The organism is Nostoc sp. UHCC 0251, from assembly GCF_034932245.1.
Taxonomy (GTDB): domain Bacteria; phylum Cyanobacteriota; class Cyanobacteriia; order Cyanobacteriales; family Nostocaceae; genus Nostoc.
In genome coordinates this window covers 22,675-38,643 of sequence record NZ_JAYGHD010000313.1, presented here as the reverse complement: position 1 = coordinate 38,643, position 15,969 = coordinate 22,675, and the positions used below count along the sequence as shown (strand labels likewise).

Below are 15,969 nucleotides of genomic sequence, written 5' to 3'. Positions count from 1 at the left end.
CTAGCTCACAATCTGCTTAATTTGTCAATGCCTTCTACTGGACTGGCTCTCTAGGAAATACTGAGGGTAAGTTACATCTCCCTTTGAAACGCGGAACTGTGATTTATGCCTTACGCGCAGGTGTACCGATTATTCCAGTTGCGCTGATTGGGACTCATGACCTTTATTTAAGAAAAGAGTTAATAATTCGAGTAGGCGAACCGTTACACTTTGCCCAAACAACCAGACCAAAGCGCCAGGAAGTAGAAGTAGCTTTAGAGGCGTTACAGAATGCGATGCTGGCTCTGTTGCCAACTAACTATCAAGAACCAACAGGATTAAAGCTGTTACGTTCTTTCCTAAATCATATGTTGTGGTAAGAAATTATTGCTCTAAAAAGTTTGTGAATTTGAAATTTGATGTTCCCTCCCAACAGTGGTTCAAAGATGCATTTACTTGAGCATCTGCTGAATCAGTCGATTCCCTAGAAGCGTTAAATTGCACTGCTGTCACAATGTATTCAAAGATAATTACAAACTGCTTTTGGGGTGAAATTCTTTCGACTACAATTGTTTCACCTATCTTAGGTATTTGAGGCACATTCACTACAAATGTCTCAATTTTTGGTTTATCTAATGGATTTTTAAAATCGAAGTATTTACAGTAAACAATAATTTTCACTTAGACAACCACCAATGAGTACATCTCACTTTTTTAAAAATATTCTCCAAAATCAGTCTACAAATGTAAACCTAGAAAATCAGATAAAATCCAACAACGCTTAATTACGAATTACGCTAGTATAGCGGGGCGTAGCTCATTACGAATTACGAATTACGAATTACGAATTAGTATTATTTCCCCTGCCACATCTGCCGGAATGACTGAAAAATCTTTACAAATCTCTCTTCTAGCCAGAGCATAACATAATCAACCCATTCCAGAAGCTGCTCTAAGGGATGTTTTTCATAGCCAGTTGAAGTTGCTTTAATTTCTATCCAGTCTGGCTGTGCTTCAACTTGACTGGTTTGATTAAATTGCTGTTTCAAAATTTCCCCATTACGACTCTTACTTTTAGTTTGGGAAATGCTGGCTTGGGTTTGTTTTACAGAGGCGACTTTTCCCGATGTTTTTTGACTTGAGGCAAGATTACTAGTTGATTGTTTCCTTTGCAGCAATCCAGATCCGATTTTAGGCTGTTTTACACTCAATTTATTTTGTGGAAAATGCCCTACTGATAAACTTGAGGGTAAAGCAGGATTTGTTCTTTGAGAAAGTGTACCTGATTTGTCAGCAACTGTTTCTGTATCACCAAATAAATCATTCCACGTTAGCCAAGGATCATCTGCTAAATCCTGTTTTTCCAACTCGCTGCTTTTAGACAATGCGTTTCTCAGGAGTGATGGTAATCTTTTACCTGACAATCGCTCATCGCTGGTTGTTGGTTCAAGTGTTTTTCTATTTCCAACACCAAAAAAGTAATTAAGCGCCGCCTCAATCAAACCCTGAAGATTCAGTGTATGAGTTTCCAAGCCATCAGCAACGGTTGCAATTTCTCCCTTAGCAGCTAATTGCTCTTTGCCATAAAGAAATATATTTAACTGAGTTTGGGCAACTTGAACAATTTCCTGACTACGTTCTTGCACAGGTACTAAAGCATTTGATTCCAACTTCGCAACGGTTATATCTAGAAATGCTAATAATTTATCTGTATTAATTAAATCTTTTGGTATCGCCTCGGCTAAAACTGGCATTTTAGCTATATTACCATCAGTGAGTTTTGCTAATAATCGGTCAATTTGTGGTAATAGCTCCGTTTCTCTTTTAGCTATAATCAACCGCCAATACTTCCAGTAACTAGCAACTTCATTAATAATCCTATCTTCTAATTTTGCCTGCTGCTGAGGTGTCAAAACATCTAGAACTTCATTGTCGGCAGTAACAAGGACTAAACTACGATTCATCAAATCTGTGGCAATTCCCCGCACTACTGGAAGATGCTGCTGGAGAGCGTTCTCTAGCTGTGAAGGTTGCAGACTTCCGGCTTTATAGTCTGTAATATTTGATGATTGTGTAAAATTAGCATTATTTGTAGAGTTATTATCAACGAATTTCAGCCGAAAAACTCCCAAAAAAGCCAAGGGTTTGAAAACTTCAGATGTTTTCGTCGCAGTATAAGCGGCTTCATCAGATGACAGATAATTTACTGCCTCGAGTACATGTTGAATGGGAGTATCAACATTTGGAATTTCGGGCTGGAAATCGGTATCATTTGGTTGTAACTTTAGTCTAGTTTGTGGTTCTTTGGTCTGTAGCGTTTTCCCAGATGATTCAGATGACTGAAACAGTAGATACACTGGGTAAAGTAATACCTCCACACCCCACTTAGTAGCAACTTGCAAATGCCGGAAGGTGTGTTCCCACTGTTGTGTCACCCGCCGAGATTGCTGGTGAACAAAGTTAAACAGTCTGCTTTGATAACGACCAGAGGAACCAGAAGACATAGTAGTAATTTTTTAGTCCAAGTCTTGTTAAGTTGTGAGACTCGCGCCAAACAATAAAAACGACCAACACCTCATCTTAGCGAATATATGACCCCGACTGTCTCTCAATCCCAGACCAAAATCATCTCACAAGCAATTGAGCAACTGCGCTCTTTTTGTCAAGTTAATCTTCAGTCTAGTTGGCTATACCAGGAATGTGACCTGATTATTACTGATGTTGTAGCTGCTGATTTGTCAAATTGGCAACCTGTCCAATTGAATGCTAAAGAACATATCGCTTGGACAGGCGGGAAAAAAGTGTTATGGCTAGTGCAAAGATTAGTGATTCCCCAAGATTTACAGGGCTATCCCTTAGCTGGGTTATCTTTGCGGCTGGCGCTGGTTTGGTGGGCAGATGCTGCTGAGATTTATGTGAATGGGGAGTTAGTGTTGGAGGGTGATTTATTTGATTGTTCGCCGAGAGTACTTCTTAGTCAAGGCGTAACGCCAGGGGAAGAGTTTATTGTGGCTTTGCGGTTAGTGAGTCCGGGACATTGTGATGGTGCTTTAGTGCGATCGCTCCTAGTTTATGAGTCTACTGTTGATAATAATCCCGATCCGGGTTTTGTGGCTGATGAGTTAGCTGTGCTGCAACTTTATTTAGAAAAATTTGCACCGGAGAAGTTAGATGTTTTGGCGACGATGCTGGCGGAAATTACGAACCCCAGAGGCGCAGAGAACACGGAGGAAGAGTTAGTAAAGTTACGCCAAAACCTAATTCAATCCGATATCTTAGCCCCCCTTTTGAAGGGGGGTTGGGGGGATCAAAAATCTAAAATTTTCCTATTGGGTCATGCTCACTTAGATTTAGCATGGCTATGGCCTGTGAGTGAAACTTGGAATGCAGCGCAAAACACTTTTGAGTCGGTTCTGAAGCTACAAGAAGATTTTCCTGAGTTAATTTTCTGTCATTCAACTCCCGCACTTTATGCTTGGATTGAAGAACATCGCCCGGATTTATTTAGGGCGATTCAAGCACAGGTAGCTGCTGGACGTTGGGAAGTTGTCGGCGGCATGTGGGTGGAACCAGAACTCAACATAATTGCTGGTGAATCAATAGTCCGTCAGCTATTGTATGGTCAGCGCTACATCCAGGAAAAATTTGGCAAGCTTTCAACTGTGGTGTGGGTTCCAGATTCTTTTGGTTTCTGTGCAACTTTACCGCAGTTTTTCGCTAATGCCGGAATTGAATATTTTGTCACGCAGAAGTTGCGGTGGAATGATACTACTAAATTTAATTATGGGGCTTTTTGGTGGCGATCGCCTGACGGTAGCGAAGTCTTTAGTTTCATGTCTGCACCCATCGGTGAAGCTATAGACCCAGTTAAAATGGCATCCTACGCTCTTGAATGGCAATCCCAAACTGGTTTACCAGAATCCCTCTGGCTTCCCGGTGTCGGCGACCACGGCGGCGGCCCCACCCGTGATATGTTAGAAACCGCCCAACGCTGGCAAAAGTCGCCTTTCTTCCCAGATATCGAATTCACAACGGCTGAAAAATATTTACAGCAAATCAGTGAAGGAGGCAGGAGGCAGGAGACAGAATTCAGGAGTCAGAATTCAGGAGTTAAGAGTTATTATTCTCCCTCTGCCTCCTCTGCCTCCCCTGCCTCCCCTGCTTCCCCTGCTTCCCCTGCTTCCCCTGCCTTCCCCATCTGGAATGACGAACTATACCTCGAATTCCATCGCGGTTGCTACACTACCCACGCAGATCAAAAACGTTGGAATCGTCGTTGTGAAAATTTATTGTATGAAGCCGAATTATTTGCTACTTTGGCAACCGTAAGCTGTGGTGTGACATATCCTAAAGCAGAAATCGAAGCAGCTTGGAAGCAGGTGTTATTTCAACAGTTTCACGACATTTTACCTGGTTCTTCAATTACCCAAGTTTACACAGATGCGTTGCCTGAATGGCAGCAAGTGGAACAAATAGGAACGAAAATATTACAAGAATCACTTTTAGCGATCGCATCTCACATTACCCTATCAGAACCACCAAAACCCAATAGTTTACCTATTTTCGTTTTCAATTCTCTCAACTGGCAACGCTCTGAGGTAGTCTCTGTAGCTTTACCCACACCAGAAGAATGGCAAATTTACGACACTTCTGGAAAGCAGCTTGTCTCCCAATTATCTGAACCATCAACCCTACTATTTCTCGCCTCCGAAATTCCACCCGTAGGCTACCGCATATTTTGGCTTTCCCCCCTATCTCCCCCATCCCCCTCATCCCCCCCACTCCTCCCAGACTGGATTTTAGAAAATGAATTCCTACGAGTTGTTATAGACCCTGATACTGGAGATTTATCAAGTGTTTTTGATAAAACTTATCAACGAGAAATTTTAAGCGGGGCGGGGAATCAACTACAAGCTTTTAAAGACAGTGGTCAATATTGGGATGCTTGGAATATAGACCCCAACTACGCTCAACATCCTTTACCCTCAACAAATCTTCTATCTATTCAGTGGTTAGAACAAGGCCCTGTGCAAAGCCGTGTGCGCGTGGTGCGTCAGTTGGGTGAATCGGAATTTTGCCAAGACTATATTCTACAAACTGGTTCACCTCTGCTGAACATAGCTACTACCGTCAATTGGCAAGAAAATCATGTATTAGTGAAAGCTGCCTTTCCTCTAAATATTGAAGCAGACTTTGCTACTTATGAAATTCCCTGTGGCGCAATTCGCCGCCCAACTAAACCGCAAACCCCCGCAGAACAGGCAAAATGGGAAGTTCCGGCTTTGCGTTGGGCTGATTTGACAGGAGAAGCACAGGAGGGTATTCACGGAGTTAGTTTGCTGAATGATTGTAAATACGGTTACGACAGCAAACCGAATCAACTCCGCTTGACACTGCTACGCAGCCCTAATTGGCCAGACTTAGAAGCTGACCGAGGTTTTCACGAGTTCACATATACCTTGTATCCTCATGCTGGTAGCTGGGAATCAGCCCATACAGTACGACGTGGTTATGAATTGAATCTACCGTTGCAAGTGATATTGAATCCACTTACAACTCACAACGTAAACGCCCCGCTACCGCTAACAGCACTGGCTCAACGCCCCACTACTGCTAACAGCGCTATTGAAGGGGTGAGGTTTCTAGATTTATCAGCTGAAAATTTAATTTTGATGGCCTTGAAGCCATCTGAGGATGACCCACAGCAGTTAATTCTGCGGTGTTATGAATGTCACGGAGAAACAGCCGAGTTATCTTTGCAAAGTGATTTAGGGTTGAATCTAGAAGATACAGTAGATTTGTTAGAGCATTCTTCTACTACTGAATTCTCATCTGAGCAACAAATCTTGACGATACAGCCTTGGAAAATCGCCAGTTTCAAGGTAATGCCAGCGATTAATCCCAGGCTGGAGTAAGTCACTAGTACCGCAAGGCGGAAGTCAAAAGTCAAAAGTCAAAAGTCAAAAGTCAAAAGTATTATGGAATAAGCTTTTTAGGGCTTTTCAATGGTCTGCTTATTTACGCCGTGCTGTACTAGTGCTATGTCAGTGGTCAGTTGTGGTTTTCCACAGACCATTGACAAATGACAAATGACTAATGACTAATGACTCTTTTAATCTTCGTGGTCATCAAAAGGATCGTTCAATTCCTTGCTAGGAGGGCCAAAGGAGGTATAAATCGAAATGCCGGTGATGGCAACCACCACGGCAGCCATAGAAATGCTAAGAACTATTGCGGGTTCCATAATTGAGAGATAGATTATGAGTGCTATTCTTATAGAATATTACAGAAGATTAAAAAAAGCTTTGGCAAGTAATCTTAGGTGAACTATGGCACAAAGGACTAGGTTGGGAGATATCCTGAAACCACTTAACTCTGAGTATGGGAAAGTGGCTCCAGGTTGGGGTACTACCCCTGTGATGGCTGTTTTTATTGGGCTATTTTTCGTGTTTCTGCTGATTATTCTGCAACTATACAATAGAACATTGTTGGTTCAGGATGTAAATGTCGATTGGCGGAGTTTAGGACGCTAACGGATATACAGCTATCAAGTTTGGATAACAAGTTATTTTACACCCGGTTCTTCCGGGTTTTTTTGTGAGTTGTGATTCAGATTTTAGGAGCAAAGGTAAAACTTCTCCGGCTCCGGTCAGAATTAAGTACTTGATTTACTTAAACTGCGGTGCAAACTCACTGATAGCAAATCGTGACAACCTTTCGCTCCCTCTCAACAACCATCCACGAGATAATCACAATACCACATGAGATTTTTCTCCATCATTCATGTCCTTTGACAACCTCTGCAAACTTTTGTCCGAAAAACATCCTGCTACCTTTGCCAGTTGGGTATTAGGTACACCGCAAACTGGTGTCACAGTCCTCAAAACCGAATTGAGTATTGAGCCAATTCGCGCTGATTACGTCACATTCTTACAACTTCAAGAACGCATTCTCCACCTGGAATTTCAAACCAAGCTCGAATCTACACCACCCCTACCCCTGCGGATGCTTGATTATTGGGTAAGGTTGTATCGGTTGTATCGTCTACCAATCACGCAAGTTGTCGTATTATTGCTTCCTCCCACACCAGAGACAGTAATTGAAACTGTCTTTAATGTCGAAACCACCCGTCACGAATATCGCGTAATTTGCTTATGGCAAGAAAATCCCGAACTATTTCTCAATAATCAGGCTTTGTTACCCTTAGCACCACTAACAGCAACCACCCAACCCCAAGCCTTGTTGCAACAAGTGGTGGAACGAGTGAATCAACTTGAGCGAAGAGAACGGCTAGAAATTTCCACCTACACTCAAATCTTAGCGGGGTTAAAATACGAAAAAGACTTGATTAGAAACTTGTTTCGGGAGGGTATGATGCGCGAATCAGTGATTTATCAAGAGATTCTTGCTGAAGGGGAGCAACGAGGAGAACAACGAGAACGATCGCTCATTGTTCGTCTACTAACTCGCCGTGTGGGAGAATTACCCCAAGAAGTGCGTGAGCAAGTTGAAAGCCTCGACCTAGAGCAATTAGAAAATCTCGGTGAAGCTTTGTTAGATTTTCAGGCGATCGCAGATTTAAAAACTTGGTTCAATACATTAGAGCAGAAGGGCCAATAATAATATATGAGTCTATGGTAGTGGTTCTATAGTTTACAGGAGACAAAAATGAATATATTTGGTATCGGTCTGCCGGAAATGGGTGTAATTATGGTAGTGGCGCTGTTAATCTTTGGCCCAAAGAAGCTGCCAGAGATTGGTCGGAGTGTGGGCAAAACAATTCGTAGTTTCCAAGAAGCTTCCAAAGATTTTCAAAACGAGTTTCAAAAAGAAGCAGAACAGTTAGAAGAAGCTGTCAAAACTACTGCTGAACTGGAACCTAAGCAAATCTACCCTGCTAAATCTGAGCAGGATACCGCTAGTTCTTCGCAACCTAGCTAGTACCGCTACGCGGAAGTCAAAAGTCAAAAGTCAAAAGTCAAAAGTCATGAATGCTTTAATTCTGGGCTTTTTGGCTGTAATGAAATAGTAGGTTTATTTCCGCCTTTACTAGGAGAATGCTGGATATCAATTGACTGTAGGCAAAATGACAGAAGCTCTTAAGCAACCAGCTTTGGTGATTCCCCAGCTAATTGTTGGTTTGGGGAATCCAGAAGCTAAGTACGACCAAACACGCCATAATATCGGTTTTGCTGCTGTAGAAACTCTCTCCCGTTCTTGGCACATTTCCTTGGCAGAAAACCGCAAGTTTCAGGGTGAGTATGGCGAGGGTATGGCCCCAGGTGGAGGCAAGATTCGTTTGCTAAAGCCGCTAACTTATATGAATCGCTCAGGACAAGCCATACAAGCGGTGACAAGTTGGTATAAATTGCCGCCTGAGTCAGTGCTGGTGATTTATGACGATATGGATTTGCCCTTGGGAAAAACTCGTCTGCGCTTATCTGGTTCGGCTGGTGGACATAACGGTATGAAAAGTGCGATCGCACATCTTAGTACCCAAAACTTTCCCCGTTTGCGAATCGGTATTGGTAAACCCAAAGGTGCAGCTAATAACGATGATTCTGATGCTGTTTCTCATGTGCTGGGGCGATTTTCTGCTGCCGAAAATCAGCAGATGTCTCTTGTACTTCAATTCGTGGTTGAGTGTATTGAACTAAGCCTCAAGCAGGGAGTAGAAAAGGCGATGAATATTTGTAATAGCCGCACCATTAATAATTCTGATTCTTAGGGTTGGATGAATACTGCTTTGTAAGTTTGGCAAAGGCGCTTATTTTGGTTGATGGGCAGCAATCTTAGCTTGTTCCATCCAACTGAGATAAAGCCTTAACGCCTTTTGTACAGAGCAGAAGTGACCCATCTACACCCTAATTTGGGGTGCGGCATAGTTTGCTTAATTTTTGTAAGAATAATGGCGATGTCTACGACGGGCTAAGACTACGTGCTATTGCCTGTTTTAGGTCATAACCTCAAGCAACGCCCGTATACTCCAAATAAGTTTATTGAAAACGCCTTGTGCGTCTAGCTGCCACTGCCTTACGTTTGCGCTTTTCTATCGGTGTTTCAAAGTGCCGATGATATTTCACATCAGCTAATATCCCAGCTTTGGAAACCTGACGTTTAAACCGACGCAAAGCTGAGTCTATTGCTTCATTCTCTCCTAAAACCACCTGGGTCATTCTTGCTTGTTCCTCATTATCAATAGTTCCTATTTTAATATTATCTTCAACCTTAGTAAAACCCCCCTAAGCTAAAGCCATGATTAAGAAACTATTCGTTCGATTGAGGCGGGTTATGTCTGCCTCTAAGCCCTGAAACCGATGCTTAACTCAATCTTAATCTAAGTAGCCTAATGTACTCTCAGAAGCAATAGAGAAGATAGGAAAATTATAAAGCTAAATTTTTATTGCTCTATTATTAACTGAGTAATAATGTAGTATTGATTACTAAAATAAATGAGAGTAGATGATGATATTTATAGATTTTAAAAGTTGATTCTGCCCTGATTTAGTAATTTATATCCTGACGCTAATGCTGCAAAAGCAATTATGAAATTCTATAAGCTAGTTGGCTTTAAAATAACTCCACCGCTTAAAAAAAACTAGTATTATGCCAATGCCTAGAAAAATCCATCCTAAGTTACCAGTTTCTCTACGAAAAAACACTAATGCAAATATACCTGATATAGTTGCTATAACTGAAGCTGTAGCAGGTAATCTACTGTCAAAATAGGAATAGTAACCGCCAACAAATATAATGCTTTGTCCAAAAAAGTATATGCCTGTAAAAAGTAGAATTAAACCTATAAGTTTGATTAACAGCCTGCCCATAATATTTTTACATTTTTAATGGCTGAAGCCAATTTAAATCCGGTTATAGTAAAATTTTTAAGATTTTAATAATTTTTACAGCATTTAATCTTAATTAAGTGAATATACTGAATTAGCACCTCTACCGTCTGAAGATATCAGTACAAGTAATGTTAATTACAGAAAGTAGTCCTTGCCAGCCTTTTATCCAGGTGCTTTAATAGCGATGTCTGACGACAAGAAGCAGAGCTTCTACGCATTCTGCAAAACAGCCTACTTACAGAATATGTACAAGACCCACGACGACTTGACATCAGACATCGCTGCTGGTGTCCATAAAATTACAGACTCAAAACATTAAACTCAAAGATATGACAAGCTATTAGCATATCCTTGACACTAAATTCTTCCAAAAGCTGAATAAATAGGAGTATATATGGAGACGCCAATCATTTTTATAGTTTTAGTACTTATAGCTTATGCCTTAGGTTCTGCAAAACTAATTAATCAAGGTAATGAAGCCCTAGTCGAACGCATGGGGCGGTATCATCGGAAACTTAAGCCAGGGTTGAACTTTATTGTTCCCTTCGTTGATCAGATTGTGATGGAAGATACTACACGAGAACAGTTTTTAGACATCAAACCTCAGAATGTGATCACCCAAGATAATATTTACGTTGAAGTGGATGCTATTGTGTACTGGCGCATTCGAGATATTGAGAAAAGCTTTTATGCTATTGAGGATCTCCAAGGGGCACTGACACAGATAACCACAACCACGCTCCGGGAAATCATTGCCCAGAATACTCTGGAGCAGACCAATGTCTCCAGAACGGAGATGCACTCAGCTATCATAGACCAGCTGAATGAGATAACGGCAGATTGGGGAGTTGAGATTCTCCGGTTAGACCTTCAAAGAATTACCCTACCTGAGAGTGTACGAAAGTCTAGGGAAGAGGAGCAAGCCGCTGAAATCAAAAAACGGGCGCTGATTACCGAAGCACAAGGGCAGAAGGAAGCTGCGATTAAAAAAGCAGAAGGAACTATGAGATCAGTAGAGATAATTTCTCAAGCCTTACGTTCTAATCCTGAAAGCAGGGACATTCTGCGGTATCTGGTGGCTCAAGATTACGTAGGTGCCAGCCAAAAACTTGGTGAGAGCACTAATGCCAAAATTGTCTTTGTAGACCCAGCTAACTCAACTGAAATGTTTCAGGAGTTGATAGCCGAGTCAGTCACTCAAGAAGGTAACGGCAAAAAACACGAAAACGGTAATACCTAACAGTCAAGCTGTGCGGCTTGTCTCAATAGGGCATCGGCTACTAGTGAAACATCGCGCATTTCTTGAACATCGTGAACTCGGAGGATATCAGCGCCATTAAAAATAGCAGCACAACAAGCTGCTGCCGTTCCCCAAACTCGTGCTTTGGGATCTGGTTGATTTAAAATGCGACCAATGAAACTTTTACGGGATGCTCCTACCAAGATAGGGCAATTGAGTGGTGAGAGCGATCGCAAGCGGCGAAAAATTTCTAAATTCTGCTCATAGTTTTTAGCAAAACCAATACCAGGATCAATAATAATTTTATCCAGGTCAATACCCGCAGCAGTTGCTACCTTAATTTGCCCAGCTAAAAAATTATAAATTTCTCCGAGCAAATCTTGATAATCAGTCTGTTGTTGCATTGTCTGTGGTGTTCCCCGGATGTGCATTAAAATTATCGGCACACCTAAATCTGCAACTGTTGGCAACATTTCAAAGTCAAAAGTGCCGCCAGAAATATCATTAATAATATCCGCTCCAGCTTCTACAGATGCCCTGGCTACAGCAGCACGGGTAGTATCTACAGAAATCGGGACTGAAATTTCTGGTCTTAGCACCTGTAACACCGATAACACGCGGTCAAGTTCCTCCGCCAGAGTTATTTGCTTTGCCCCTGGTCGAGTTGATTGACCGCCCACATCGATAATGTCAGCGCCAGCAGCTACCAGTGCTTGTGCCTGTACTAAAGCAGCAGAGGTAGTGTTAAACTCACCCCCATCACTAAAGCTATCAGGTGTCACATTCAAAATACCCATCAAATAAGTCCGCTGTCCCCACTCGAAACAGCGTCCTCGAATTATCAAGTTGCTTGGCATAAATTTACATTAGGCATTCCCATGCAGAGCATGGGAACAAGAAGAAGGCACATCACACTGACTGAAAATTCACAATCCGAGCGAAACTCTCAGGTTCCAAACTTGCTCCTCCCACTAAAACACCATCAATTTCTGGTTGAGCCATGATCTCATCAATATTATTTGGCTTGACTGAGCCACCATATTGAATTGATACATTAGGATTACTCAACTGGCTACGAATTAAGCCAATTATTCGATTAGCTTCCGCTGCTTCACAAGTGTCACCAGTACCAATTGCCCAAATCGGTTCGTAGGCAATCACCAAATTATCCTGATCGATATCTACCAACCCTTTGTCGAGTTGGAGAGAAATCAGTGATTCAGTTTCTCCCGCATCCCGTTGTTGTTTGGTTTCACCAACACAGAGAATTGGGGTCAAACCAAATCTTTGAGCAGCTCGGAGGCGCAAATTAACGGTTGCGTCCGTTTCACAAAAGAATTGCCGCCGTTCGCTATGACCGACAATCACAAAGCGCACACCACTTTCTGTCAGCATTGGGCCAGAAATCTCACCCGTATAGGCTCCATATTCTTCCCAATGGATATTTTGTGCCCCCAATTGGATGAGGCTACCGTGCAAAGTCTTGGACAAAACGCTTAAATCAGTGAAAGGAGGGCATAATATCACTTCTCGCCCTTGGGGGGTTTCCTCTAGGTGGGGCAGAAATCCTCGGAGAAACTCTTGGGTTTCTGCCTGGGTTTTGTACATTTTCCAGTTGCCGGCAATAACGATTTTCCGCACAGGTAATTTAGTCAAGATCCTAACGAGTTATTTAGATGCATTTTTCAGTTTATGACTTTTTGTTAGTCATTAGTCATGAGTCATTGGTCATTGGTCATTAGTCATTGGGCATTAGAAATTGGAGAAAAGCGCCAGTCCTCAGTCCCCAATGCCCAAACCTCTGTTAAAAATAACTAGGATAAGAGACAGGGGTAATTTAAAAATCCCAAATTTCAAATCTCATATTGATATGACTTCGACATTGCCCGTGCCTGAACCTCATCAAAGTGATTCTGCCAACACTGACGCCAATTCTCTCAGCTGGGAGGAAGAACTGGATAGCGCCATTTTCAGTTTTGAAGATATTCAGACGGAACTGAATTATAAACAAGCACAAACGGCGCTGCGAAACTTAGTAACCAATCTCGACCTCACCCCTCAAGAAAAAACCGGGTTGGAGACGGAAATTGCTGATTTAGAAACCATGCTGGGGAAATTAGACCGTATGGTAGTGCAGATTGCGGCTTTTGGTATGGTGGGGCGTGGTAAGTCTTCTTTACTCAATTCTTTGGTTGGGCAAACAGTATTTGAAACTGGGCCGCTGCATGGTGTCACCCGTGCTGCACAAAGGGTTAATTGGAGTATTAGTGAGGAAGCGATTGGGGAAACTGAACGTGCTTTGCGAGTCACTCTCCCTGGCGTAGGTCAATCGCAGGTGGAATTAATTGACACTCCTGGGTTAGACGAAGTAGATGGTGCAACCCGTGCCGCGTTAGCTGAACAGATTGCCAAACAAGCAGATTTGATTCTGTTTGTAATCTCTGGTGACATGACAAAGCTAGAATATGCTGCCCTTTCTCAGTTGCGGGAAGCAGGTAAACCGATCATTCTGGTGTTTAACAAAGTAGACCAGTATCCAGAAGCAGACCGGATAGCAATTTATCACAAAATCCGGGATGAAAGGGTGCGGGAATTACTCACACCTTTGGAAATTGTCATGGCTGCGGCATCGCCATTGGTGAAGACAGCGATTCGTCGTCCTGATGGCACTAGGGGCATACAGTTGCGTACAGGTAATGCCCAAGTTGAGGAACTGAAGCTGAAAATTTTGGAAATTCTACATCGTGAGGGAAAAGCTTTGGTTGCCCTCAATACCATGCTTTATGCCGATATCGTCAATGAGCAGTTGATAGAACGGAAACTGATGATTCGGGAGGTGAATGCCAATCAGTTGATTTGGAAGGCTGTTATGACCAAAGCATTAGCGATCGCACTTAATCCCGTAACTGTGGTAGATATTCTCAGTAGTGTGGTGATTGATATTGCTCTGATTTTGGGTTTATCTAAACTCTATGGCTTCTCTATGACTGAAGCCGGGGCTGTACAACTGCTACAAAAAATTGCCCTGAGTATGGGCGGAATTGGTGCTAGTGAATTGTTAGCAAATTTGGGCTTGAGTGGATTAAAAACTTTACTTGGTATCTCTGCAACAGCTACCGCAGGTGTTGCGTTGGGTCCTTATATATCGGTAGCAATCACGCAAGCGGGAGTAGCTGGTGTTTCTTCTTACGGGATTGGACAAGTTACCAAAGTTTATTTAGCTAATGGCGCGACTTGGGGGCCTGATGGACCGAAAGCAGTAATTAATCGGATTTTGGCAAACCTGGATGAGACTTCAATTCTCAACCGGATTAAAGATGAATTACTCCACAAGGTAAAACTCAGAAAGTGATGTATAGATGTGGAATTATCGAACAGAATTCAGAATTCTGAATTCTGTTCGATAAACCAGATAAAAATATTCAGATATTTATTAAAGTTTCATATATGGCTTCGTCATTTTTAGACACAAAAGATTACAGGCATATCTGGCCCCCCTTCACCCAGGTTCAGACGGACTCACCCCCTCTTCTAATTACCGAAGGTAAGGGGGCTGTCCTTAGGGATGCTAGCGATCGCGAATACCTCGACCTAATCTCCTCCTGGTGGGTAAACCTGCATGGTCACGCCCATCCAGCGATTGCTCAGGCGATCGCAATGCAAGCGTTGAAACTGGAGCAAGTGATCTTTGCCGGATGCATCCATGAACCGGCATTCAATTTAGCTAACTGTTTAGCTAGTCTTCTACCCGGCGATTTAGACCGCGTGTTCTTCTCAGATAATGGCTCTACTGCCGTCGAGGTTGCCCTCAAGGTTGCTTTACAATACCACCGCAACATAGGGGATACCCGACGTACCCATTTGCTAGCCTTCGAGGGTGGCTATCACGGTGATACCTTTGGTGCGATGTCAGCGGGGAAGCAGTCAGGATTTTTCGATGCCTTCGCATCAAAGCTGTTTCCGGTACAATTTTTACCCTACCCCATCACTTGGCTCAGTGATTCGACTGTCGAGGAAAAAGAGCAAGACAGCTTGGCCCAGCTTGACCGTTATTTGGCAGAACACGGGCAGGAAACGGCAGCGATTATCCTAGAGCCTCTGGTGCAGGGTGCTGCCGGGATGCGAATGGTTCGGCCCGGTTTCCTTCAGCAGGTGTGTAAACGTGTGAAGGAGGCTGGTGTCCTGGTGATTTTCGACGAGGTGATGACCGGTTTTGGGCGCACAGGTACAATGTTCGCGTTAGAGCAGGTGGGATGGATACCGGACATGATCTGCCTTGCCAAGGGTTTGACCGGGGGTTTCCTGCCCCTCTCTGTCACTGTTTGTCGGGAATATTTGTATGAAGCATTTCTGGACGACGGCTTCGACAAGGCGCTGGCGCACGGGCATTCCTATACGGCGAATCCTTTGGGGTGTGCTGCGGCTTTAGCCTCCCTGCGGCTGTTTACGGAGGAGGACACATTCAAGCAGATTGAAATGATTCACCAAGTTCACCAGGCGGGACTAATGTCCCTCGAAAACAAGAACCTGCCTCACCTTGGACGCTTCCGCCTGTGTGGCACAATTGCCGCGTTCGATATCAAAGTGGCGGATGCCGGATACGGGGCAAGCATTGGTAAGATCATCCGCAAAAAGGCTTTGGAGATAGGACTCCTGCTGCGTCCCCTGGGGAACACGGTCTATTTGTTGCCGCCATATTGCCTGACGGCTGAGGTGTTGCAGGATACCTGGAAGAAAATCAGCCAGATGATGCAGGAGTTAGACGTTTGAACTGGGAGCTTTGACTTCTGAACTCGGAACTTTGACTTCTGAACTCGGAACCCTGACTTCTAAACTCGGAACTTTGACTTCTGAACTCGGAACTTTGACTTCTGAACTCGAAGCTTGAGCTTCTGAACTCGG

At 43.2% G+C, this 15,969-nt stretch carries 14 protein-coding genes and 2 pseudogenes; 9 read left to right on the top strand and 7 right to left on the bottom strand.

Translation table 11 applies throughout. From position 1 onward, the window contains the following. Positions 1–44: 44 nt before the first annotated feature. Positions 45–359, top strand: a pseudogene (locus VB740_RS25050) (lysophospholipid acyltransferase family protein); the annotation flags it as partial. A gap of 4 nt (positions 360–363) precedes the next feature. Here VB740_RS25050 and VB740_RS25045 read toward each other — a convergent pair. Further along, positions 364–660, bottom strand: coding sequence for a hypothetical protein (locus tag VB740_RS25045; RefSeq protein WP_323202577.1), 297 nt, complete (start codon positions 658–660; stop codon positions 364–366). Positions 661–833: 173 nt separating this feature from the next. Continuing rightward, a complete protein-coding gene (locus tag VB740_RS25040; RefSeq protein ID WP_323202576.1) occupies positions 834–2,483 on the bottom strand; it encodes a hypothetical protein in 1,650 nt (549 codons plus the stop codon). Between the two features lie 87 nt (positions 2,484–2,570). Here VB740_RS25040 and VB740_RS25035 point away from each other — a divergent pair, with 87 nt between their 5' ends. Further along, entirely contained in the window at positions 2,571–5,894 is a 3,324-nt protein-coding gene (locus tag VB740_RS25035) for an alpha-mannosidase (RefSeq protein WP_323202575.1), read from the top strand. A 197-nt stretch (positions 5,895–6,091) separates the two neighbouring features. Here the strand turns inward: VB740_RS25035 and psbN are convergent, their stop codons facing one another. Beyond that, a complete protein-coding gene (gene psbN / locus VB740_RS25030) occupies positions 6,092–6,223 on the bottom strand; it encodes a photosystem II reaction center protein PsbN (protein WP_012410654.1) in 132 nt (43 codons plus the stop codon). A gap of 85 nt (positions 6,224–6,308) precedes the next feature. Between psbN and psbH the strand changes: the two genes are divergently transcribed. From psbH to pth, 4 genes are all read left to right on the top strand, one after another. Next, complete coding sequence (gene psbH, locus VB740_RS25025; RefSeq protein WP_322642164.1) at positions 6,309–6,512, top strand: photosystem II reaction center phosphoprotein PsbH; 204 nt, start codon at positions 6,309–6,311, stop codon at positions 6,510–6,512. Between the two features lie 250 nt (positions 6,513–6,762). Next, positions 6,763–7,599 (top strand): Rpn family recombination-promoting nuclease/putative transposase, encoded by an 837-nt coding sequence (locus VB740_RS25020; RefSeq protein ID WP_323202574.1) that lies wholly within the window; start codon positions 6,763–6,765, stop codon positions 7,597–7,599. Positions 7,600–7,647: 48 nt separating this feature from the next. Then, positions 7,648–7,920: a TatA/E family twin arginine-targeting protein translocase gene (locus tag VB740_RS25015; protein ID WP_323202573.1), complete on the top strand. Its 273-nt coding sequence runs from the start codon at positions 7,648–7,650 to the stop codon at positions 7,918–7,920. Positions 7,921–8,065: 145 nt separating this feature from the next. Continuing rightward, complete coding sequence (gene pth / locus VB740_RS25010; RefSeq protein WP_323202572.1) at positions 8,066–8,707, top strand: aminoacyl-tRNA hydrolase; 642 nt, start codon at positions 8,066–8,068, stop codon at positions 8,705–8,707. A gap of 268 nt (positions 8,708–8,975) precedes the next feature. Here the strand turns inward: pth and rpsU are convergent, their stop codons facing one another. Both rpsU and VB740_RS25000 read right to left on the bottom strand, forming a co-directional pair. Next, a complete protein-coding gene (gene rpsU / locus VB740_RS25005) occupies positions 8,976–9,155 on the bottom strand; it encodes a 30S ribosomal protein S21 (RefSeq protein WP_323202571.1) in 180 nt (59 codons plus the stop codon). Positions 9,156–9,460: 305 nt separating this feature from the next. Beyond that, positions 9,461–9,806 (bottom strand): annotated as a pseudogene (locus tag VB740_RS25000) (hypothetical protein). A gap of 415 nt (positions 9,807–10,221) precedes the next feature. Here VB740_RS25000 and VB740_RS24995 point away from each other — a divergent pair. Beyond that, a complete protein-coding gene (locus tag VB740_RS24995) occupies positions 10,222–11,067 on the top strand; it encodes an SPFH domain-containing protein (RefSeq protein WP_323202570.1) in 846 nt (281 codons plus the stop codon). Here VB740_RS24995 and folP read toward each other — a convergent pair. Next, entirely contained in the window at positions 11,064–11,924 is an 861-nt protein-coding gene (folP, locus tag VB740_RS24990; RefSeq protein ID WP_323202569.1) for a dihydropteroate synthase, read from the bottom strand. The genes VB740_RS24995 and folP overlap by 4 nt on opposite strands. A 52-nt stretch (positions 11,925–11,976) precedes the next feature. Then, the gene (tpiA, locus tag VB740_RS24985) at positions 11,977–12,708 is read right to left on the bottom strand and encodes a triose-phosphate isomerase (protein ID WP_323202578.1); all 732 of its coding nucleotides are present in this window, start codon (positions 12,706–12,708) and stop codon (positions 11,977–11,979) included. Between the two features lie 229 nt (positions 12,709–12,937). On the opposite strand from tpiA, the gene VB740_RS24980 reads away from it, so the two are divergent. Both VB740_RS24980 and bioA read left to right on the top strand, forming a co-directional pair. Continuing rightward, positions 12,938–14,419: a GTP-binding protein gene (locus VB740_RS24980; RefSeq protein WP_323202568.1), complete on the top strand. Its 1,482-nt coding sequence runs from the start codon at positions 12,938–12,940 to the stop codon at positions 14,417–14,419. A 95-nt stretch (positions 14,420–14,514) separates the two neighbouring features. Next, positions 14,515–15,837, top strand: coding sequence for an adenosylmethionine--8-amino-7-oxononanoate transaminase (gene bioA / locus VB740_RS24975; protein ID WP_323202567.1), 1,323 nt, complete (start codon positions 14,515–14,517; stop codon positions 15,835–15,837). Positions 15,838–15,969 lie beyond the last annotated feature (132 nt).